This is a genomic window from Stenotrophomonas sp. 05L413 (genome assembly GCF_056397945.1).
Map to the genome: position 1 here is coordinate 69,319 of NZ_JBFTOL010000001.1, position 19,650 is coordinate 88,968.

Below are 19,650 nucleotides of genomic sequence, written 5' to 3' on the forward strand. Positions count from 1 at the left end.
TGCAACATCGCAGGCGCTGCGCACGATGCCGTCACGGATGACGTTGGATGCTCAGCTGCCATGCGCCGCTTCGCACAAGCCATCGCGGATAGCGAGTCACTCCCCGCCGGCCTTCCTGCTGAGTTGGCGCGGACGCTGGCGGCCGCGCCGGACCACTACAACATCGCCAAGGGTGGCGTGGCCACGGTGCTCGCGCGCGACCATGACGGCTCCATCGCCGTGGCCGACATGGTGTGGGGCCTGGTGCCGCGTTGGTCCAAGGAGCCGGCCACGCCGTATACCACGGTGACCGCACGGCTTGACCGCGCGCCACGCAGCCGCATCTACGCGCAGGCCTGGGCGCAGCGCCCGTGCGTGCTGCCCATGACCGGCTACTACAAATGGGACCGCGAGCGCCGCCCCCCCTGGCCCCTGTTCGTGCAGCGCAAGGATGGCCTTGCCCTGCTCGCAGCCGGCTTGTGGGAGCACTGGGAAAGCGACGACGGCCAGCAGCTGGACAGCTTCACCGTATTGACCGGCCCCAACAGTGCGATCCCTTCCCCACTCACACCGGACGGGCCGATCTTCATCGCGCCGGCCACCGCACTGGACTGGTTGAGGGCCACCCTCCAGACGCCTGCGGCATTGCGTGCCCGCGCCTCCACCCCGGCGCTGGAAGCCTATCCGGTCAGCCGCGCGTTTCGTGATCCATCGCGTGACGATTACACCCTGTTGGAGCCCGTCGATCCGGATACCGCCGCGGCCATCAACGAACCACAGCCATGGGATGGCGACGGATGGGATGAACGCGATGCGGATGAGTGACGTGCAGCGCACGTGAGCGTCAACCTTTCCGGCGCTTGAACGGATTCCGCGCCCGCGCGCAGATTTCACCTTCGCGCCACCGCGCTGCCGTCAGGGTGGAGATGCCCAGCAACACGGGCCCTCTCTCTAATCAATTGTGGAGTCAACCATGGACAAGAATCGCACTGAAGGCGCCAAGAACCAGGTCAAGGGCACCGTAAAGGAAGTCGTGGGCAAGGTCACCGGCGACAAGACGAAGGAAGTGGAAGGCAAGATCCAGAAGGGTGTTGGCGAAGTCCAAAGCGACGTGGGCAAGGCGCGCGACGACGCTCGCCGCTGAGTCTTGACCCCTCCGCTCTCTGACCCACATCGGGCAGAGAGCAGTGGGAGGCTAGCCGTGTGCATCGCCGGCGTACGCCACCCAACCTCTGAACGAAAGCGCGGTATAGAACAGACTCGGCCGCTCGAATCCTGCCTCCTCCAGCAGCTCGACTTCTTCCTCCGGCGACAGGGTGGGCAATCGGTTGGTGATCGTATCGGCTCGTACAGCGGCCGTCTCACCGCCCAGTCCACGCGCTGTCACGAACGCCGCCCAGCGCTGGAACCACCGGCGTTTCTCTGCCGGATCGCCCGGCACGCTATGGTGCGCGATGATCAGCGGTGCACCGGGCGCGAGCCGACGCCGTAGTGCACGCAGCGTGCGCAGGCGCTCTTCGGCCGAGAGAAAATGCAGCGTCAGCAAGCAGGTGGCGCCATCGAATGCGGTAGCTGGCGCACTGTCGATATAGCCTGCGATGAGTTCCACCCGGGCCGACAGCGTATCCCCGAGCACGCGCTTGGCGAGCCCCAGCATCTCGGCGGAAGGATCCACGCCGGTGAAGTGCCAGGCAGGACTCGCCTCGGCAAAGGCCTTCAACTCCATGCCACCGCCAGCCCCGAGCACCAATACCCGCCCGTGTGGCGGTACGTGTTCGGCCAGCAGAACGTGGGCCATCTGATGCAACGCCTGGACGCCGGGTACCTGGCGGACCAGGTTGTCGGTGTACTGGGCGACGGCATCGGGATCGGAGAAGGACATGCAGGCCACCTTGTTCACAGTGGCGCATAATGTAACATTAATAGTTACATTAAAGATCGCATCACTTCAGCAACCCCATCAATGCGTGGTGCACCGCTACCCCCGCCAGCGCGCCCTCACCCACTGCCAGCGCGATGCTGCCCGCCATCCGGGCCGCATCGCCGCAGGCGAAGACACCCGGCACCGTGGTCTGCTTGGCCGAATCGGTGGTGATGCAGCCGCCGTCCTTCAGCTCACAGCCCAATTGCTCGGCCAGATCACTGGATAGCCGCGAGTGCGGCGAGATGAACAGCGCATCCACCGCCACGTGCCGCCCATCGGCGAGCACCACGGTGGCGGTGTCGTCCACGCGCTGCACCTGGGCCGACTCGATCACGACGCCGCACGCCTCCAGCCGTGCACGCTGCTCGGCACCGATGCTGGCAGATGCCTCGCTGCAGAACAGCGTGATCTGCCCCCAATCGCACAGCAGCAGCGCCTGGGCCGCACCGCCATCCTTCGCGCAGCCAATCACCCCGATGCGCCCCTCAAACACCTCGTAGCCGTGGCAGTACGGGCAATGAAAAACGCTTCGGCCCCAGCGCTCGCCGATGCCTTCGATGTCGGGCAGGTCGTCGGTTACCCCGTGGGCCAGGATCACTCGATCCGCCACGAATGTCTGGCCGTCTTCGACCGTGACCTGGAAGCTTCCGCCGTCATCGATCGGCTGCGCCGCCACCGCCGTACCGGTGAGCCAGGTCAGGGTGGGATAGCGCAGCAGCTCGTCACGCGCCTGGGAGGCGATGTCCGCCGGCGGCAGGCCTTCCCTGCCAAGAAACCCATGGGCGACGCGGGCATTGCGGTTGCGTGGCTTTCCCCCGTCGATGATCAGCACGTTGCGCCGGGCGCGCACCAGCTGCAGCGCTGCGGACATGCCGGCGTAGCTGCCGCCGATGATGATCACGTCGTACTTTCCGTTCTCGGGCGCGGGAGTGGACACGGGGCTTCCAAGGCTGGGCTGAGGGCATCATGCGCCCGCCCATCGGCTACAGCCTGTGAGGCAGCAGGATTCGACGCGCATGCCCCTGACGGCGGGATGAGGGCTTGAACTCCCTGGCAGGTAGCGGCTACGTTTCCTGTACGTCCTGCGTGGAAGAACTGCGATGCGTTCAAGGTTGATACGCTCCTACCCGGCAACCCGGGCAGCAACGCTGACTGTCGCCCTGTTCGCAGCCGCCGCGGCAACCGCCGCTGAGCCGCCCAGCTTCTTCTCCGCGCTGGATCACTACGGCAACGAGGACTACGCCGCCTGCAGCACCACCTTGGGTGAGCTGTACCGCCAGGACCTCCCCTTCCCCGACGGCGGCGAACTCCTGTTGATCGAATGCACAGCCGCTGCGGGCGATCATGCTGCGGCGTTTGCATACGTTGATGCCCTGCTCGCGAGCGGTCGCCTTCCGCTGGGCGACCTGCGCACGAAACAACGGCCCGGGCTGGACGCACTGCGTGCCGATCCGGCGTGGCCGGCGGTGCTGCAGCGCGTGGTCGCCGAAGAGAAGAAGCGCGAGACGCTGCGCGATGCGCCCCTGCGACTTGAACTGTTGGCGCGTGAGGCCAAGGATCAGGCAGCACAACATGCCGCCATCGCGGCAGGCGGCGGAGATGCGTGGGGGCAGACCGCGCCGGTGAAGGAAGCCAATGCGACCTGGCTGAAGGGCATCATCGCCGAGAAGGGCTGGCCGGGTATCGCGCGCGTCGACCGCGATGGGGCCAAGGCCGCATGGGTGATCGTGCAGCATGCCGATCATGATCCCGCGTTCCAGGCGCAGGCACTGGCCTTGATGCAGAAAGCCGCTGAAGCCGGCGATGCCGATGCCGCTGACGTGGCGCTGCTTACGGATCGCGTGTTGCTGGCGCAGGGGAAGCTGCAGCGTTACGGAACGCAGTTCGGGGATGCTGCCGATGGCGCGATGGAACTGCGGCCCACCGAGGATATGGAAACGCTGGATGCACGGCGGCGTGCGGTGGGCTTGCAGCCGTTGGCGGCGTACAAGGCGATGCTGTCGGAGATGTATGGCAAGGCGGTCAGATAGGAGGCTGCCGTTCTCTGCGCTGGCGGGCGTGTGTCCCGATGCCGGTACTGGTCATACACCGTCAACGCGACAGTGGCATCCTGCATGTTCGTGCGGGAGACCAACGATGCGGAAAACGGGAAGTTCCATTGCAGCAAGTGCTGTCACGCTGAAGGTCGGCGTGGTGTTCTGGGTACTGGTGGCTTGGCGGACGCCCGGCGGCGAGCCCTGGGACGCGCCTGCGTTCTGGACCGTCGTCTATCCCCTCGCACTGGCCATTGCCGCAGTGCTAGGCGCGTGTTTTCCCCGTAAGGCCTGGCTATGGGGACTGTTGCTCATGGTGCTGCAGGTGCCGGTGGTGGCCGTGATGTCGGGCGTTGGCCCGTTGTTGCTGGCCGGGCTGGTATATGCCCTGGTACTGGCGTTGCCTGCGATGGCTATCGCGGCAGTGGCGGGCGCGCTGCGTCGCCGCCTGTATGGGAGGGTTTGAGACGCTCAGCGCTTCGCCGGCTGCCACCCTGCGCGCATGGCATCCGCAGGGCTGCAGAACATGCGCTCGCCGTGGCTCAGGTCGATGCGCGTGCGCTCGTAGTCCCGCTGGCCGGGCACATGGTAGATCTTCCTGCCCTCGCGGGAGATGTTGCCCTTGATGCGGCACCCGCCCGACGACGACTGAGCGGCCACCGGGGCTTGTCGTGCCGTCTGGTCACGCTTGCTGCGCCGATAGTCAGCTGGCATCTGGAATGGCCCCTGCCAGAGGTTCCGCTGGTGCTGGCGCGCGTCGGCTTCGTCCGCGATGAATGCCGTGGCGTACTGGCGATACGCGACCGCCCAACCGGCGCGCACCATCCACCGATTGACCGACTGTCCTTGAACAAAGCACTCCGCGACCACCCGGCCGTAGCGGTCGGTGTCCTTGGGCTGACAACGAACGGTCTTGTCCAGCACATAGCCATCCAGCGCAGCAGCGGACCGGCGGCCACAGGGCCAGGCGCGTCCATCGTTGGTGGTGCATTGCTGGGCGCTTTCCGGCGCATCGATCCCCCACAGGCGAATGCGCTGCTTCGCCACCGTAAGCGTGTCCCCGTCCGTGACCGTCGCGCGGCCGACCAGCTCTGCTGCCACACCAGGAGCCGACGCCAACACCAAAAACAACACCACCAGACCTTTCAACACCATCAACAACGACGTCCTCTAAGCGCATGCTCGGGTGCGAGCGCCAGTTCAAACAGGGTCGAACACTTTAGCGGAAGTGGAAGAAGGACGCCGACCACATCGACAGTCTTTCAATCCCGACGCGTGTTCGTGGTGTGGTCGGCTACATATGAAACGCCGGGCCTGCCGAGAACGTCGGCGATCTCACCCTGACCCGCAACGCAATGAGCAGACTGGCGAGGAGCATCACCGCTGCAGCCACAGTGAGGACTGCGACGATGCCGCCCAGTCCGAACACCAGGCCGCCCAAGGCAGCGCCCGCGGCGATGGACGACTGCACGGCAGCGACCACCATCCCGCCCGCACTCTCGGCCTGGTCGGGCACCGCACGTGCGACCCAGCTCGACCACGCTACCGGCACGCCACCGAAGGCCAGGCCCCAGAGCGCGACCAGGAGTGACAGCCCGCCAGCGCCCACCGGCAACAGGAGCATGCCCAGAGCGGCTACGCCAACCACGGCAGGCATGATCACCAACGTGACCTTCAAGCTGCGCTCCATGAGCCAGCCGGCCAGCAGTGTGCCGACAAAGTTCGCCACACCAAAGCCGAGCAGAATCAGCGCCAGTCCATCAGCGCTCATCTGCCCCAAGCTCTCCAACGTTGGGCGGATATAGGTAAAGAGCGAGTACTGACCGGTATGTGCCAGAACGCAACCGAGCATTCCGACTGCAACACCCGGCCGGCGTAGGAGCCCCACCACCGACTCAGGGGTCGCCGCCTTGCGCGGCGCCATTCGGGGCAGCGTGAACCACTGGAACGCAAACGTGAGTCCCCCTACCGCCGTCGCCGCCCAGAAGGCGCTGCGCCAGCCCAGCAACCCGCCGAGGTAGCTCCCCAAAGGAACCGACACCACCGTGCCGACCGCAATCCCGCTGAAGATGATGGACAGCGCGCGAGGCACGCGCTGTGACGGCACCAACCGCATGGCCACGGCCGCTGCCATGCTCCAGAAACCGCCCAGCGCAATGCCCAGAAGGACGCGCATCACCAGGAGGACGCCCATGCTGGAAGACAACGCCACCAAGGCGTTGGAAAGGATCATCAGACCCGTGAAACTCAACAGCACCACGCGCCTGTCGATCGAGCGGGTCAGCCGAGGCACGAGCAGGCCAGCGAACAGCGCCACTACAGCAGTGACCGTCACGGCTTGACCGGCCAGCGCCTCCGACACCCCCAGGTCCGCCGCCATCGGCGTCAACAGGCTGGCGGGCAGATATTCCGCCGTGAGCAGCCCAAAGACCCCCATGGCCAGCGAAAACACGGCCACCCATGCCGATGAAGACGGCTCCGCGCTACCCCTGTCCACAGAATCAGGCGTGTTCGCGGCATCAACTACGTTATTGCTCATCACAGATCCCAGTACATTCGTGCAGCCGAGAGTCTAGGGAGCCAGGCCAGGATGATCTATGATTGTCCAACCTATATTTTTGATCGAAACCCCGGGCCGTCGCAATGAGCCAGGTTCCACCCCAGCCCTCCGACCTGATCAGCGAGCTGCTGACCGGCATGCGACTGCAGGGCGTCCAATACCGACGCATCCAGACCGGGCCGACCTTTGGACTTGGATTTCCCCCGAAGCCAGGCCATGCCTACTTCCATTACCTGGCAGTGGGCAGTGCGATCCTTCGAGGCGCGGATGGCAGCCAACACCTTCTGTCCGCCGGGGATGTCGTGCTTCTTCCCCGCGGAGAAGGCCACGCACTGGTGTCGGGCGAGGACCATCCCGTCCAGTGCCTGGAAACGATAGAGGCCGCCCCACTGGGTGACACGGTGAGCGGGATAGACACGTGCCCGAGTACACATGCCGTGCCAAGCGCAGTGCTTTTCCACGGATGCATGCTGTTCGATCTCGGTGGCATGCAAGGGTTGAGCAAGTTGATGCCGGCCGTGATGTTGGCCGATGGCAACGCCGCTGCGTTCCCTGGGCTGTTGCCGATGGTCGACGCGATGAAGCGCGAGGTGTGCTCCGGACGTATTGGCTATGCAGGCATACTCGCCCGGCTGGCGGATGCCGTCGCCGCCATGATCGTGCGTGACTGGGTCGAGCGCGGTTGCGACGGAGCCGCCGGCCTGGTCATGGCCATGCGCGACCCTCGTTTGTCGCTGTCGTTGCTTGCTCTACACAGAGACCCCGGGCGTGACTGGACCGTCGAAGCGCTGGCTGCGGAATCCAACATTTCACGGTCTGTCTTTGCAGACCGGTTCCAGAGTGTGATTGGAACCGCGCCCCTGCGATATGTGACTGAGCTGCGTATGCAATTGGCCAGTCAATGGCTGACCCAACAAAGTCTGTCCATCGAGGTAGTGGCAGAGCGTCTTGGCTACGCGTCGCAGGCTGCTTTCAGTCGTGCGTACAAGCGCGTCATGGGGCGCTCTCCTGGCGCGACTCGGCGGGGACGCGCCTTGGCCTCTCCGTAGCAGCGCTGCCAGCACTGCCCCGTCCAACGGTTGACGGAAACCCGTTTGGCAGGTTTCCGGTCAATGTTTTCCCGTTCTCAGCCCCTGTAGACGGAACAGGGGCACTATGCAGCTCAAACCAACCGTTTGACGTTATTAGGTTCATTCGACCTAGACTTCGGCAGAGTGTGTCCAAGGGAGTGTCCAACTCTAACCTTACCCTTCCGTCCCCGAAATTGACGGCAACTCGCAACCTCAATCACCGGCGTTCTCACTGATTTTATGGATGTGATCTAGAGCAGCTTCGTCGTTGTCTTCCTCATCCTCGTAGCCGAAGTCCGGGCGTTCGTCCTCGTCCTCGTCCGCGAAATCCTCTTCCTCTTCCACGGCTTTGTCCAGCTCATCCGGGATCTGTTCCGCCCTGCTAGATCCTGGGACGTTGCTCACAAGCAGTGCCCCGACCAACGCATTGACCTTGCAAGCGGCCACGGCCCCTTCCGACTCAAGATCCATCCGACCCTGCTCGGCAGCCGCGTTGATCCGGGCCCAATGACCCACTCCTTCTGGGGGAACCGTCACTCCGTTTCTCTCCAGGCTCTTGCTACCCAGCAAGTTGGCACCCTCGGCACCGTATTCCTCGGATAGCGCTCTGTAGGCCTTCATCTGATGCAGAACGTTCGCGGTTCCGCTGGGCTGATCGTTCTTGTCGGTCATGGCCTTCTGCCTCTATGGACTGCTGATAGCTATAGCACCAAACGGTTTGCGCAGGTGCAGAGAGAAGACATCAGCGACTAAACTACACCAGCTTTAATCAAATCTTAACAATATAGGCTACTGACGTCCGAGCCATCTCATAAAACGCTAGAAGTCCGCTACCCAACAGCCATTAAAACAATGAACAAAAGTGATGGGACGGCAAATCAACAAGCCCTGTCGCATGCGTTCATATGCAAGCGTCTACCAAAGCGCGACCTTCCAGAACAGTAAAGAACGATGGACAAGGTGAGGGAACACCCCGTCCCTAGTCGGTTGATTAGCGAGCTTCGCCAGTGGATCGGGGAAGACTCCGCTCGAATGGATACGAACGCTGGCATTGTCTGGGGCATTGTCGATCACTTCCGCCCAGCCACGACCTCTGCAAATAGATGAACAGTCGGATTGGGCTGCCCATGTGGCAGCGCATGCGCCACGAGGAAATGATTGAGATTGGCTGTCATCCCCGCCTCTCAAGCCTTCGGCTGCCGCCTCGCACCACAGGACTATCGCCTCGCCGCAGCGCCCCATCTTCCTAGTTCCAACCCTAAGCTGGCAGACCTCTGACCTGGCGCTCCGGTGGAACCAACACGCTCTCATATGAGCGTAGTTACTTGGTGTCACCGCCTTTAGAGCCCTCGTTAACCTCATGAGCACTCGCCAAAGCGCTTTGGTGAGTGCTTTCCGCATCAGCGTCCGGACAAGACAAGAAACGTCGCGCGACGCCAGATGAGCGACCTCCAGACGGACCCCAAAGCGCTCTCATCAGTGCTCATGGATGCCGTTGACGGAAAAGACCACCCCTCTGCTATTGTGAACACAGGGGCGGCTCGTCTCAAGCCGTGAGAATCAAGGATGCTAGAACTCGTATTGCACGAAATCGGTTCCGATAGGTCGATCTCAGGCCTATGTGCAGGCTATGAAGGGAAGACGTGGCGGCACTCCGCGCTGGTCGACTATCTAATGGAATCACTTCCAGACTTCTGCCTTACCTACAGTGAGTACAGCCAGATCGGCCACGAGTCGGCGGTGCGAATGATCAGGAAGGCGGCAAAGTCGGTTTACAGCACAGGGAAGTTCAAGAACAGGGGCGAGTTTGGTGAGCTTTTGCTCCACGTCATTCTTAAAACGACGATGGGAACCCTGCCAGCGGTGTCTAAAATTTATTACAAGGACTCCGCAAATGACACGGTGAAGGGATTCGACGCGGTCCATGTTGTTCCCTCTGAGACAGGACTTGAGCTCTGGCTCGGTGAGGTTAAATTTTACGAAGAGATTGGTTCTGCCATTCGCGATGTGACAAAGGAGCTGGAGCAGCACCTGATGGCTGACTACCTACGTAGCGAGTTCGTCGCAATTCTCAACAAGGTTGATAGAGATTGGCCGCATGGGCGGCAACTTCTAGCCTTGCTGAATGAGCGAACGTCGCTAGACCAAGTGTTCGAAGCTTTTTGCATCCCTGTTCTCCTCACCTACGACGGCCAGGCCACCGCCGACCATGACGCATCCTCTGAAGCATACAGACAGGCCTTGGTCTCAGAAATGCGCTCCATCAAGGAAAAGTTCGACAGGCTCGTTGTCAGTGTCCCACACCGCATTCATCTCTTCTTGGTGCCGTTGAAAACGAAGAAGATTCTGGTAGAAGCCCTGCATCAGAAGCTTGAGGCAATGAAAGCCCTATGACATCGGACGTCTTTCAGTTTTCAGATCCCGCCTCCATCCAGGCGGACCCTTTCCGTGCCACCCAGCACCTGGCATCTCTTGTCAGTCGAGCAGAGTTGGGGGAATTCGACGACACTGCGGTCCAAGAGGCTGTTTTGTATGCGCTGGAGAACAAAGCCAGCTTCGGGCAATGCAGTGTCATCGTAGAGAGCTTGGCACGCGCGCGAGGTCTGTTTCCTTATATCGCCAATGAAGAGCTCAGTGTCCGAGAGGAGCTTGCCTTGGAGGCGCATCGCCCCACTGGCATGGAAGACGTGGTGCTACACCGTAAGCAGGCCGAGATTTACCAGAGGTTGGTTGCTGGTCAGAGCATTGTTCTGAGTGCCCCAACGAGCTTCGGAAAGAGTCTACTAATTGATGCGCTAGTCGCTTCGGGGCGCTACCGCAATGTTGCCGTTGTGGTGCCGACTATTGCGCTGATCGATGAGACCAGGCGACGCTTGGCGGAACGCTTCGGAAACACCTTCAAGCTGATCACCCATCCCACGCAGGAACTTTCTTCCAAGAACATCTTTGTGATGACCCAGGAACGTGTCTTAGATGTGGACACGCTCCCTTCAATCGATCTCTTCGTTATCGATGAATTTTACAAACTAGACCCTAAACAAGATCCGGATCGCGCTTTACTGCTAAACCAAGCATTGCATCGCCTACTGAAAACCGGCGCACAGTTTTACATGCTAGGACCCAGCATCAGAGAAATCTCCGCTCAGCTTTCGAGCTTGACAGGGTCTATGTTCGTTGACACTGACTACGCAACCGTAGTGACTGAGCAGATCAATGTCAGCCCGAAGGACGGGGACAACATCAAGGCACTCGTAGAACTCTGCCAAGGGCTTCATGAATCCACCCTCATCTACTGCGCTTCGCCCGCAAGCGCGCGAAGAGTTGCAACGGCCCTAGCGGCAGCTGGATTGGGCACGAGGGAGCCCAAACTCAAAGGCGCCTATGACTGGCTCGCCAAGAACTATCATCCCGACTGGGCAGTTGCTCGCGGTTTCTTGACGGGCGTGGGGGTTCACCACGGCAAGGTCCCGCGCGCCATCGCGCAGTACGCTGTACGTCAATTCAATCACGGTAGACTTCCCTATCTTGTTTGCACCTCAACGCTAATTGAAGGCGTAAACACGAAAGCAAAGAATGTTGTCATTTTTGACAACAAGGTGGCCTTAAAGAAGTTCGACTTCTTTACATTCAACAACATCCGAGGCCGATCAGGACGGATGCTGCGGCACTATGTTGGCCGGGTGTACCTGTTCAACGCTCCGCCTCAGGCGGACTTGCCGCTGGTGGACATTCCTCTGGTCAATCAAGATGACCGTACGCCAGACTCCCTGCTCATTCAGCTGGACCAAGATTTCCTGACGCCAGAATCCCATGCCCGCATGACCGCGCTTCAGAAAAGCTCGCTCTTGCCCATTGACGTTTTGCGGGGAAATTCAGGAATAGACCCTGGCGCGCAAAATGCCCTCGCCAGGCACTTGTTGGCGGCCGGCAACGAAGGATTGGGCATGCTACTTTGGCAGGGCTTTCCAGACTATGGGCAATTGAAGTACGCCTGTGAATTGATATGGAAGTTCTTGATTGGGAAGAAGCGGATCGGAGGGGCAGTTTTATCTGGAAGTCAACTCGCATGGAAGATGAGCCGCCTGGCATCAGCCAAGAGCGTTAGGCGCCTGATCGCTCTTGAGCTTGCCGACCAAGATTCTCCAGATGCCGACCGCGCAGTTGAGGAAGTCTTGGATTTCGTCAGAACTTGGGCTGGCTTCCACTTCCCCCGCTACCTAATGGTGCTCGACCGCATCCAGCGCGCCGTCTACATGAGTCGGAATGGCGAAGCGGGGGACTACTCCGTGTATGCCGCAAAGATTGAGAACATGTTCACGACAAGTGGTTTGGTTGCACTGGATGAGTATGGAATTCCTCTCCAGATCGCAGAGAAATTGCGTCCACACTTCGGTCATCATGACACGGTTGATCAAGCCATTGACCAACTACGACAACTTGATGTTGGACGTGTCGCATCACTAACTGACTTCGAGCGCGAGCTGGTTCAAGACGCACAAGTCGGTCTTGGAACGCGTGCAGTATCGGTGGACTAACGTTTCATTGCGCAAGCTCCCCCGTCAAGCAGACATTTCTAAAGTAGAGCTTCTGGTGTGAGCGTTACGGTACTCGACGGGGCTCATGCCGCTGAGCGAGTCATGTGGACGAAATTCGTTGTAATCGATCATCCACCAATGCGCTGCCTCACGTAGTCCTCAAGGCGTGCGAAGAGGTGCTGGTCCAGCACCTCCTCACGGAACGTGCGGTTGAAGCGTTCGATGAAGGCGTTCTGGTTGGGCTTGCCAGGTTGGATGTATCGCAGCGCCACGCCGCTGAGTTTGGCCCACTGGGCAAATTCTTCGCCCAGGAACTCAGGGCCATTGTCCGACCGTAGAACCTGCGGTAATCCGTGATCACGTTTGAGCTGCTCGAACACGCGCACCAAGCGACCAGAGTTGAGTGATGTATCCACCTCGATATGCAGCACCTCGCGGTTGAAGTCGTCGATCACATTGAACGTTCGGAATCGTTTGCCACAGGCCAACGCGTCACTCATGAAGTCCATGGACCAGACGGTATCTGGATGCTTTGGAACATACAGCGGCACCCGCTCGCGCTTTGGCAGACGGCGCTTGGCCGCTCTTCTCAGGTTGAGCTTCATCGCCTTGTATACCCGATAGATACGCTTCGGATTCCAGTCCGGTCGCTTCTTGCGTAGTTGATCGCTGCACTTCCAGAAACCTCGACTGGGCCGCTCCTCGACCAGCTTGGCCAATGCCGAGATCAACTCCGCATCGCGCACGGTCCAGTCCAGTGGCGGCGCATACCAGGCCGCACGAGACAAACCCACATAATCGCAGGACCGGCTCAGGGGGCGCGCGTGCACCTCGGTGAGGAAACGCACTGCCTCACGCTTCTGACCCGGCCCTACAGTTTTTTTGCGATCAGGTCCTTCAGCGCCGCGTTGTCCAGCGCCATTTCCGCATACGTGCGTTTGAGCTTGGCGTTCTCAGCTTCGAGGTCCTTGACTCGACGAAGCTCGGACGCCTCAAGCCCGCCGTACTCGCTCTTCCACTGGTAATACGTCGCCGTGCTGATGCCGGCCTGGCGACATAGATCCTTCACCGCAAGCCCTGCATCGCCCTGCTTGAGGATCGTGATGATCTGCGTCTCGGTGAATTTTGATGTGCGCATGCAACCTCCTAGCTGGTTAGAGATGCCAGAAAGCTCTACTTATCGGGTGTCTGGCGGCCGGGGGAGCTTACGCTCTGGGTACTCTACTCAGTTGTTGCTGTGGCGAGAAATGCCGAAACGCTTTGGGCCATGACAGACGCTTCATGAACTCCGCATTCGAAGCCGCCGTGTGATTCCGGACGCTGTACTCCCGATTCTTCTGCAGTCCAGAAACCATGATGCACCCGGCGCAACAATCGAAAAAATGCAGTTGCACCCCAACCCGTCGACTTCCGAAAGTCCATTGACTGTTTGGCTGCCTTGGTCGAGTTAGACATCAAAGTCGCGGCATTCGAGTGCGGCCCATTAACCCCACCTACCCCGCACTTGAGTAGGGGGTTGCCGTGGCATCTCTGGCGAACAGTTTTACGACAGCAGCGTTTCATTGGAATCATTGGCGGAGAGAGTGGGATCGGATCACCACCGATCTAACCAATTCTATCCGTTGCAGAAAGCCTCTTCGGCAGGTTTCCTTTGGATGTTTCCTCGATCATATCCGTCATGGCGCGTGGATTTCCAGCCCTCCGACAACTACGCGGGGGCGAGCTGCTCGCGGGTGGCAACCCCCCTGCCTGGCAAGGCGATGGGGCCATTGGTGCAAGGTCCATAGACTTAGAGCTTAAGATTTGGCAATGCGTCGTCAGGGCTGACCTGCATGGCTCGCCTAACGGGGACCCAGGCGGATCCAAGGCTTTGTGATCGGCCGGCCAATGTGGATGGACGAGGACAACTCGGCGCGATGGCAGCAGGGGTCAACCGCGCCCTAGTTTTGGTAGGCATGCCTATCTAGCACCAAAAGCGCGATGCGGAGCGGGTGGCCTGCAGCTTGCCGATGTCGGTGAAGCCCGAGCGGATATCTCGCTGGCTAAAAGCTGCAACTGTGACTTACCACTTAAATAATGGGCTTGTGAAGTTCCTGAGCGGCGCTTAGATGAATGGGTCACTTTTATCTAAGGAACCACCATGCCCCAAGAAACTCAACTTAGAATCGCAAGTCATATCGTCAGCGCGCTTGTCTGCCAAAACCGCGCTCGCCCATGGGCGGAGCGGCTGGAAGATATCCAGGAAGCACTGAACGTGTCAGCTGAACTGATGCGCCGCTTCCACGGCTCAACACCGCCGCGCGCCTCAGCAGCCCCTCGACCCAAGACGATGGAAGCAGTTATCCGACGTGATGTGGTGCCCTCTTTAGACGAATGGCGCGCCAGGCGAAGCGCCCAGGGCGCCACGTCCCCCGACCCGGCCAACCGGTCAGCACCGGCACCACGCAGCCACTAACTCCCACGCTAAGTCATAACGAAAGCGCCCCGGAAGAAGGGGCGCTTCTGCATTTGGCGGCGTCCTTACGGCGCACTTGCCCAAAGAGGTTTGCCGACGCTCACTCTGACTTTGCTATCAGCTTGCTCCAGGCCATCAAAAAGTATGCCGAAGGCCGTGTCGAAGGGACACGACTCAGCCTTCTCTGGGGCGGAGCCCTTCGATCGGAAGCGTAGTCATACCGTGGATCAAACCAATAGGGCAGCCGCTTGGCCCTCAACCAGCCACATACGATGCGCGCCGTGTCCCGGCCCTATCGCAATACTCTGAGCGCTACAACAAATACCGCCAGAGATGGGGCTTGCGCCAGGAGCGTCGGGTGTGAAGCGGCTGGCAACCGTGTGAGCCAGCGCAACCTTAGGGACTTGGAGTGCTTGCCAGATGATGAAGCTAGCGCCGACTTGCTATGACCATTGAAAAGCAGTCAAGAAGATAGAATTTGAGGACAGACTCATTTGAGTCTTGCGTGCGCGACAAGATCTTGAACGATGTTACGAAGATGCCCGGCGAGGCCTTCAATGTCGCGACGATGGGCCGTGTAGAACCGACTATGGGCGGATTTGTCACCCGCCTCCTTCAGCTCGGTGAGTGACCGCTTGGCGGCTCGCCCCAAGCTGAACTTCGGTTCGGCAAGAATCTTCGACACCAAGTCGCGCAGGAACAGGAAATCACCGGCGGCGTCCTTAATCTCAGACGCCATTCCGTTCGCCTCGTAAACCTCAATAATCAGCGTTTCCACCAACCGCCTAATCATCACTGCGGAGGCATCGTACCAGCCGTTCTCGTAAGAGCCATTGATCTGATGGGCAATACGTTCAAGGTAGGGGCGCGTTCCTCGTAGGAGCGCGAAGTTGATGATGTTGTCCTGGGAACTGGTGCCCCCCTCCTCGGGAGGGGGGTTCTTGCCCCGGATCTCACCTTGCAGTGCTCGAATTTCCGAAAGCGCCGACTCAATGTCCATCCCACTCATCCCTTGAGAGGAAGATGCTTTGCCATGCTCTCAAAGATCTTGTCTATCTGCTCCGCCGAGCTGTCAGGTGATATATGGATCTGGATATCCACATGCAGCTTCGGGCTGAAGCCGCCCTTCGGTTGTTGCGCAACCTCCGCCGCTTCCAAATCCGTGGGGTGATTCACAACGGGCTTGGAATTAGTCGCCTGCCGAACGGATTTTCCCGGCGGGGTGAACTTTGGAACAGCTGCCTTCAGGCCGGCCGGCCGTTGCTCGGCGGCACTCGGCTTTCTCACCTTGGTCAGTTCCTTCTTGCTCAAGTCCGCTTCAAGCAGGAGCAAGTACATTGCCGCGTTCGCCTTGGACGCTGCGTCCCCGCCGCGGGTATGCCGACTGAACCAAGTCGCTACCGCTTGAGGTGAAGAATCCGGTTGCGAAAACAGATCACGCAGCTCCTGGGGATAAGTCGCATCCAGCATCCTGTGGCAGGCTTCTGAGTAGGTATCGTCGTGCCTCCAGTCGAAAGCCAGATCAGTAGGCCTGTTGTCCTCACCGATCAATCCCAGTGCTTTGAGAGGGGAGATCAAATTCTTGGCAGAAGGAAGATTGATGCTCAACACGGACGCCAGATACGAAGCCGTCACCTCACCAGGAGGTTTGCTCTTGAAACGCTCCCGAATGGCAAACCAGTTGGCTCGCGGAATCTTCGGGTAGCCCTTCATCCTTTCTTCTGCCATATCCTTTCCCCTGAATCGGACATTCTAGAGGGGGAATAGATCCCCCGGCTTGATTACACCCAGGCACCGCCTAAGCCTGCTTAGTGGAGCATACCCCGCCCGGCACTCAGCGGTATAGGACGCTACTGATGCCCCAGCTCCCGTCTATTCGCGACTCCATATCCGGCCCTCTGCCACCCGCATACGCAGCACGATCGGGTCGGAACAGGGCTATGCTTATTCATAGGGTCCCTGGGTCGCCCTCTCTGGTGTTGCGGAAAAGTGGTGGCGCGTGAGTGCTTCTATGCCCTCCCAACTGGCYGGGATAGGCATCCAATGTCTACGGGCGCCGGCGAAGCAAGCACCTCAGCAACTCATCCAGCTTGGAAATGAGGCTCCACTCCAGGGAGTCCCCAGCATGGCCTTCAGTGGAAACGTGGAGAAGGGCGCGAGCCGGGCGGTCTGACGGTGAAATCGACGCCTGTCATATCCGTCGCGACTCCTTCGTTGGGAGGCAGAGCCTCAACTAAGCCATCCCTGGCCAAGGCATCGCTGCAAGCCTCCAGCCGCGCCTGGCTCTCAAGAACCGATGCGTCACACGCAGCCCTCTCTTCCGGCGTAGTGAGTTTGCGGGCCTTCTCCAGCTCAGCCGACCGCTTCTCCAGAGCGACCAATCGCCGCGCTCTCCGTGCCCTCCACTCGTGCTCGGGCCATGGGCAACCGGGCCTGGGGTGGTTCGTATTGAACTCCTCCCAAGACTGCTCAGCCATGTGCACCAGCCGGATGGCGCGCCGCTCTGCCTGCTGGCGCCGGCTGTAGGCGGAGAGTCGGTGCTTCAGTTGCTTCATCGAGCGCAGCACCTCACGCAGCTTGGTCCACACGGCGCTGGAGTCCGTAAAGGCGCTCGCTCCTGCTGCCGCGTGCTCGACCACCCTCCGCGTCCACGTCAGAGCCGCCTCGGCGCCGGCGCTGACCAGCTCACGCCACGTCTCGACTATGCCCTCGAGAAGCTCTTGGCTCGTCACGCGCTGTGGCAACGGGGGCTGGTCAGCCGGATCTGAGCCGAACAATCCATAGTCCCTCGCCTTCGCCAGCATCCTTGGCGACAGTTCCACCTCACCGCCGCCGTTTGCCAGATCGAATCGAAGCCGCTTGCCCTTCCGTGGGCCACTAGGCTGCTCACCGTAGCCCTCGGCTGCAATCCCTTGGCCTTGGAACCACGCCTCCTTGTCGAACTCTCGCGCGATCCGCTCCAAGCCGTGGAGGTTATCCAATGCAATTTGCTCGTTGATCTCGCCCCGCCCAGACTCCAAGCCTCGGCGCAACATGGCGGCGGCGCTCTTCCCCAAGTGACGAGTTGGCTGACGCGAGAGGAGCGCTGCCGCCGCAAGGTCGCCTCGGGCCAACGCCTCTTCTGCTTGGACCTTCAAAGTGCGATGGTCCACTCGAGCGTCAATGCCTGCCGCCTCGAGGTGCGCATTCACGCTCGAGGCGACCAGGGCTCGCACCCACTCCACCTCTTCCCGACCGGTAGGCCCGCCGTCCAGCTCGCGGGTCTTGTCTGTGAGGCCATCGGGGCCGATGCGGCGTGTTGTGGCGAGGATATGGACGTGATGGTTCAGCCCGCCCTTCGATCCAGGGCTGTGGATACTGGCCTGTGCGGCGAAGCCGTAGCGTTCAACAAGGGCGCGAGTCACGTCAGTGGCCAAGCTGGACCGCTGGTCTTCATCCAGCTCATGCGGCAATGCGAACTCGAACTCCCTGGCAACAGTCGAGTCTTTGCGCCGCTCTGCCCTCTCGGCCTCTACCCAAAGCTGATGTGGATCCAGGGCCCACGCGGGCGACCCGACTGGCGCCATGCACCGGGTTTCGACAACGCCATCGCGGCGGCGGTAGTCGTGCCGCTGCCCGGTGCGCTCGTCGGAGAGCAGCAAGCCAGCCCTGTAGGCAGCCGCGGCAATGGACGAATGTCCTTTTGACCGGCTGATCGTTTTGATGTTTGCGTGATAGATAGCCATAAGGCGCTCCAAGAAGTGGATATGCCCGGCTCTTTATGCGCTCGCTTTCGACTTTGGCAAGCGCGAAGCGATTGGGGTCCAAGGGGCGACAGCCCTTTGCGCACGCGTTGCCAACGGCAACGCATAGGTGCGCTCTTGCTTCATTCTTTTGAGTCTAATTCTCACGGAGAAAACAGAAATTCAGCACAACGTACAGGAGGCACTCAGGCTGTGCTTGACGAGCGCATTTTCTTTGATTGACTTGATTCAACAGACTGAGGAAAGGAACCCCATATGATCAAAACCAATCCCTACCACGAGCGCATCCAGCGGGCGACGGCGCGTCTGGCGCAGCTGCAGGCACGCGAACTACTGGCAACTCATCGCCAAGCAACCAAGGCCAAGCAAGCCGAACGCAGGGAACACGCCCGCCGCCGCCAACGTGTCGCGGAGCTTGTCTTCGTTGCCGGTGCGGAGGCTCTGGACGATGCGGAACTGGCTGGCGCGCTCTTGATCCACCTACAGAGCCGCACCGATAGCGACGTGCGGCAGGATGCGCGCTCTATCGGCCAAGCGAAATTAGATGCTGTTATCGCAGCAGCCTGAGGTCAATAGTCTAGGTGCTGGCCATCCAGGTTGGACGGCCAGCCTGGTGGCTACTTCTTCTTGCCCTTGTCCGGGGCCTGACTGAGAGCCGAGCCAGCGGCGGTTTTGGAGTTCTTGCCTGTGCTGCCGCTCTTCAGAACCTTGCTGGCAGCGGTCGCTGCCTTCGGACTGGTTTTTTCGTTCTTGGCCATATTCCTCTCTCCAGGTCAGTCACCGGCTGGTGACGGCCATAAACTGCGCTCGAACTCGCAGCGAAGCAAGTAGTCCAAACGCCCCCCTCACGGCTACACACCGCCTTTTCCACTCGCCGGCCAGACCAGCGCCACCTTGCCCGCGCCTCGACGCGCATTCAGTTGCCCGTCCCAAGATGGGCGCTTGTCAAACATCCACCCCAGGTGCAGAGTTACGCGATCCACAGGGGGATGGGCAATGGAACGCTCGGAGTTTGTTATTGATCGCAGTTTGTATAGCGACGAGGTGGTCACCAGGGCCGCCCACCGCCATACCAAAAGCTGTGCCGTCGAGGTTTTTGTCCGAGGCAATGACTTGGTGGTTGCTCTGCAGCCGCGGCAAAGTCCGGTGTCGGCGGAAGAACTGCGCGCACAATTCTTCAACGACCTTTTGGATGAGCGCCTTCGCGCCCTGGTGCGTGTTGAGACTCAAGGCCTCCAGCAAGAGCTGGTTCGCGCCGCACTGACCCAAGCGATGCCGTCCGGCGCGGTGGTGTCGTGAGATTCAGGCCAAGGGAGGCTTTCAGCCCTTCACCGGGCTATCAACTGCTGCC

General features: G+C 60.5%; 18 protein-coding genes and 1 pseudogene. 9 read left to right on the forward strand and 10 right to left on the reverse strand.

Translation table 11 applies throughout. From position 1 onward, the window contains the following. Nucleotides 1-60: 60 nt before the first annotated feature. The gene (locus AC1DIQ_RS00335) at nucleotides 61-804 is read left to right on the forward strand and encodes an SOS response-associated peptidase (protein ID WP_282257453.1); all 744 of its coding nucleotides are present in this window, start codon (nucleotides 61-63) and stop codon (nucleotides 802-804) included. 148 nt (nucleotides 805-952) lie between these two features. Continuing rightward, the gene (locus AC1DIQ_RS00340) at nucleotides 953-1,123 is read left to right on the forward strand and encodes a CsbD family protein (protein WP_019184192.1); all 171 of its coding nucleotides are present in this window, start codon (nucleotides 953-955) and stop codon (nucleotides 1,121-1,123) included. A 51-nt stretch (nucleotides 1,124-1,174) separates the two neighbouring features. On the opposite strand, the gene AC1DIQ_RS00345 is transcribed toward AC1DIQ_RS00340, so the two are convergent. After that, nucleotides 1,175-1,861 (reverse strand): class I SAM-dependent methyltransferase, encoded by a 687-nt coding sequence (locus AC1DIQ_RS00345; RefSeq protein WP_282257443.1) that lies wholly within the window; start codon nucleotides 1,859-1,861, stop codon nucleotides 1,175-1,177. Between the two features lie 61 nt (nucleotides 1,862-1,922). Then, nucleotides 1,923-2,840: an NAD(P)/FAD-dependent oxidoreductase gene (locus tag AC1DIQ_RS00350; RefSeq protein ID WP_478049232.1), complete on the reverse strand. Its 918-nt coding sequence runs from the start codon at nucleotides 2,838-2,840 to the stop codon at nucleotides 1,923-1,925. A gap of 163 nt (nucleotides 2,841-3,003) precedes the next feature. Between AC1DIQ_RS00350 and AC1DIQ_RS00355 the strand changes: the two genes are divergently transcribed. Continuing rightward, nucleotides 3,004-3,933 carry a DUF6624 domain-containing protein gene (locus AC1DIQ_RS00355; RefSeq protein WP_478049233.1) on the forward strand — a complete coding sequence of 310 codons (930 nt, stop codon included), beginning with the start codon at nucleotides 3,004-3,006 and terminating at the stop codon, nucleotides 3,931-3,933. Nucleotides 3,934-4,039: 106 nt separating this feature from the next. Further along, nucleotides 4,040-4,402 (forward strand): hypothetical protein, encoded by a 363-nt coding sequence (locus AC1DIQ_RS00360; RefSeq protein WP_478049234.1) that lies wholly within the window; start codon nucleotides 4,040-4,042, stop codon nucleotides 4,400-4,402. Between the two features lie 5 nt (nucleotides 4,403-4,407). On the opposite strand, the gene AC1DIQ_RS00365 is transcribed toward AC1DIQ_RS00360, so the two are convergent. Continuing rightward, entirely contained in the window at nucleotides 4,408-5,091 is a 684-nt protein-coding gene (locus tag AC1DIQ_RS00365; RefSeq protein ID WP_478049499.1) for a thermonuclease family protein, read from the reverse strand. A gap of 139 nt (nucleotides 5,092-5,230) precedes the next feature. Then, nucleotides 5,231-6,475, reverse strand: coding sequence for an MFS transporter (locus AC1DIQ_RS00370; RefSeq protein ID WP_478049235.1), 1,245 nt, complete (start codon nucleotides 6,473-6,475; stop codon nucleotides 5,231-5,233). Between the two features lie 104 nt (nucleotides 6,476-6,579). On the opposite strand from AC1DIQ_RS00370, the gene AC1DIQ_RS00375 reads away from it, so the two are divergent. Continuing rightward, nucleotides 6,580-7,545 carry an AraC family transcriptional regulator gene (locus AC1DIQ_RS00375; protein WP_478049236.1) on the forward strand — a complete coding sequence of 322 codons (966 nt, stop codon included), beginning with the start codon at nucleotides 6,580-6,582 and terminating at the stop codon, nucleotides 7,543-7,545. 234 nt (nucleotides 7,546-7,779) lie between these two features. On the opposite strand, the gene AC1DIQ_RS00380 is transcribed toward AC1DIQ_RS00375, so the two are convergent. Next, nucleotides 7,780-8,238 (reverse strand): hypothetical protein, encoded by a 459-nt coding sequence (locus AC1DIQ_RS00380; RefSeq protein ID WP_478049237.1) that lies wholly within the window; start codon nucleotides 8,236-8,238, stop codon nucleotides 7,780-7,782. An 894-nt stretch (nucleotides 8,239-9,132) separates the two neighbouring features. Here AC1DIQ_RS00380 and AC1DIQ_RS00385 point away from each other — a divergent pair. After that, a complete protein-coding gene (locus AC1DIQ_RS00385; RefSeq protein ID WP_478049238.1) occupies nucleotides 9,133-9,960 on the forward strand; it encodes a HamA C-terminal domain-containing protein in 828 nt (275 codons plus the stop codon). Beyond that, complete coding sequence (locus tag AC1DIQ_RS00390; protein WP_478049239.1) at nucleotides 9,957-12,101, forward strand: DEAD/DEAH box helicase; 2,145 nt, start codon at nucleotides 9,957-9,959, stop codon at nucleotides 12,099-12,101. The genes AC1DIQ_RS00385 and AC1DIQ_RS00390 overlap by 4 nt, the downstream gene beginning before the upstream one ends. 24 nt (nucleotides 12,102-12,125) lie before the next feature. Here the strand turns inward: AC1DIQ_RS00390 and AC1DIQ_RS00395 are convergent. The 4 genes and pseudogenes from AC1DIQ_RS00395 to mobQ all read right to left on the reverse strand — a co-directional run bounded on the left by AC1DIQ_RS00395 (nucleotide 12,126) and on the right by mobQ (nucleotide 18,281). Beyond that, a pseudogene (locus tag AC1DIQ_RS00395) lies at nucleotides 12,126-13,239 on the reverse strand (IS3 family transposase). Between the two features lie 1,807 nt (nucleotides 13,240-15,046). Beyond that, a complete protein-coding gene (locus AC1DIQ_RS00400; protein WP_478049240.1) occupies nucleotides 15,047-15,556 on the reverse strand; it encodes a DUF4145 domain-containing protein in 510 nt (169 codons plus the stop codon). Between the two features lie 5 nt (nucleotides 15,557-15,561). Next, the gene (locus AC1DIQ_RS00405) at nucleotides 15,562-16,269 is read right to left on the reverse strand and encodes a DUF5343 domain-containing protein (protein ID WP_313159605.1); all 708 of its coding nucleotides are present in this window, start codon (nucleotides 16,267-16,269) and stop codon (nucleotides 15,562-15,564) included. A 419-nt stretch (nucleotides 16,270-16,688) separates the two neighbouring features. Continuing rightward, entirely contained in the window at nucleotides 16,689-18,281 is a 1,593-nt protein-coding gene (gene mobQ, locus AC1DIQ_RS00410) for a MobQ family relaxase (protein WP_478049241.1), read from the reverse strand. A gap of 273 nt (nucleotides 18,282-18,554) precedes the next feature. On the opposite strand from mobQ, the gene traD reads away from it, so the two are divergent. Further along, complete coding sequence (traD, locus tag AC1DIQ_RS00415; protein WP_478049242.1) at nucleotides 18,555-18,866, forward strand: conjugal transfer protein TraD; 312 nt, start codon at nucleotides 18,555-18,557, stop codon at nucleotides 18,864-18,866. 50 nt (nucleotides 18,867-18,916) lie between these two features. Here traD and AC1DIQ_RS00420 read toward each other — a convergent pair whose 3' ends face one another. Next, nucleotides 18,917-19,057 (reverse strand): hypothetical protein, encoded by a 141-nt coding sequence (locus tag AC1DIQ_RS00420; RefSeq protein WP_293983431.1) that lies wholly within the window; start codon nucleotides 19,055-19,057, stop codon nucleotides 18,917-18,919. A gap of 238 nt (nucleotides 19,058-19,295) precedes the next feature. Between AC1DIQ_RS00420 and AC1DIQ_RS00425 the strand changes: the two genes are divergently transcribed. After that, on the forward strand, nucleotides 19,296-19,598 hold the full coding sequence (locus AC1DIQ_RS00425) for a hypothetical protein (protein ID WP_478049243.1): 303 nt from the start codon (nucleotides 19,296-19,298) through the stop codon (nucleotides 19,596-19,598). Nucleotides 19,599-19,650 lie beyond the last annotated feature (52 nt).

Coding starts and splice junctions, on each gene's coding strand:
- AC1DIQ_RS00335 (WP_282257453.1), top strand. CDS start 61: ATGCGCCGCTTCGCACAAGCCATCGCGGATAGCGAGTCACTCCCCGCC.
- AC1DIQ_RS00340 (WP_019184192.1), top strand. CDS start 953: ATGGACAAGAATCGCACTGAAGGCGCCAAGAACCAGGTCAAGGGCACC.
- AC1DIQ_RS00345 (WP_282257443.1), bottom strand. CDS start 1,861: ATGTCCTTCTCCGATCCCGATGCCGTCGCCCAGTACACCGACAACCTG.
- AC1DIQ_RS00355 (WP_478049233.1), top strand. CDS start 3,004: ATGCGTTCAAGGTTGATACGCTCCTACCCGGCAACCCGGGCAGCAACG.
- AC1DIQ_RS00360 (WP_478049234.1), top strand. CDS start 4,040: ATGCGGAAAACGGGAAGTTCCATTGCAGCAAGTGCTGTCACGCTGAAG.
- AC1DIQ_RS00365 (WP_478049499.1), bottom strand. CDS start 5,091: ATGGTGTTGAAAGGTCTGGTGGTGTTGTTTTTGGTGTTGGCGTCGGCT.
- AC1DIQ_RS00370 (WP_478049235.1), bottom strand. CDS start 6,475: ATGAGCAATAACGTAGTTGATGCCGCGAACACGCCTGATTCTGTGGAC.
- AC1DIQ_RS00375 (WP_478049236.1), top strand. CDS start 6,580: ATGAGCCAGGTTCCACCCCAGCCCTCCGACCTGATCAGCGAGCTGCTG.
- AC1DIQ_RS00380 (WP_478049237.1), bottom strand. CDS start 8,238: ATGACCGACAAGAACGATCAGCCCAGCGGAACCGCGAACGTTCTGCAT.
- AC1DIQ_RS00385 (WP_478049238.1), top strand. CDS start 9,133: ATGCTAGAACTCGTATTGCACGAAATCGGTTCCGATAGGTCGATCTCA.
- AC1DIQ_RS00390 (WP_478049239.1), top strand. CDS start 9,957: ATGACATCGGACGTCTTTCAGTTTTCAGATCCCGCCTCCATCCAGGCG.
- AC1DIQ_RS00400 (WP_478049240.1), bottom strand. CDS start 15,556: ATGGACATTGAGTCGGCGCTTTCGGAAATTCGAGCACTGCAAGGTGAG.
- AC1DIQ_RS00405 (WP_313159605.1), bottom strand. CDS start 16,269: ATGAAGGGCTACCCGAAGATTCCGCGAGCCAACTGGTTTGCCATTCGG.
- mobQ (WP_478049241.1), bottom strand. CDS start 18,281: ATGGCTATCTATCACGCAAACATCAAAACGATCAGCCGGTCAAAAGGA.
- traD (WP_478049242.1), top strand. CDS start 18,555: ATGATCAAAACCAATCCCTACCACGAGCGCATCCAGCGGGCGACGGCG.
- AC1DIQ_RS00420 (WP_293983431.1), bottom strand. CDS start 19,057: ATGGCCAAGAACGAAAAAACCAGTCCGAAGGCAGCGACCGCTGCCAGC.
- AC1DIQ_RS00425 (WP_478049243.1), top strand. CDS start 19,296: ATGGAACGCTCGGAGTTTGTTATTGATCGCAGTTTGTATAGCGACGAG.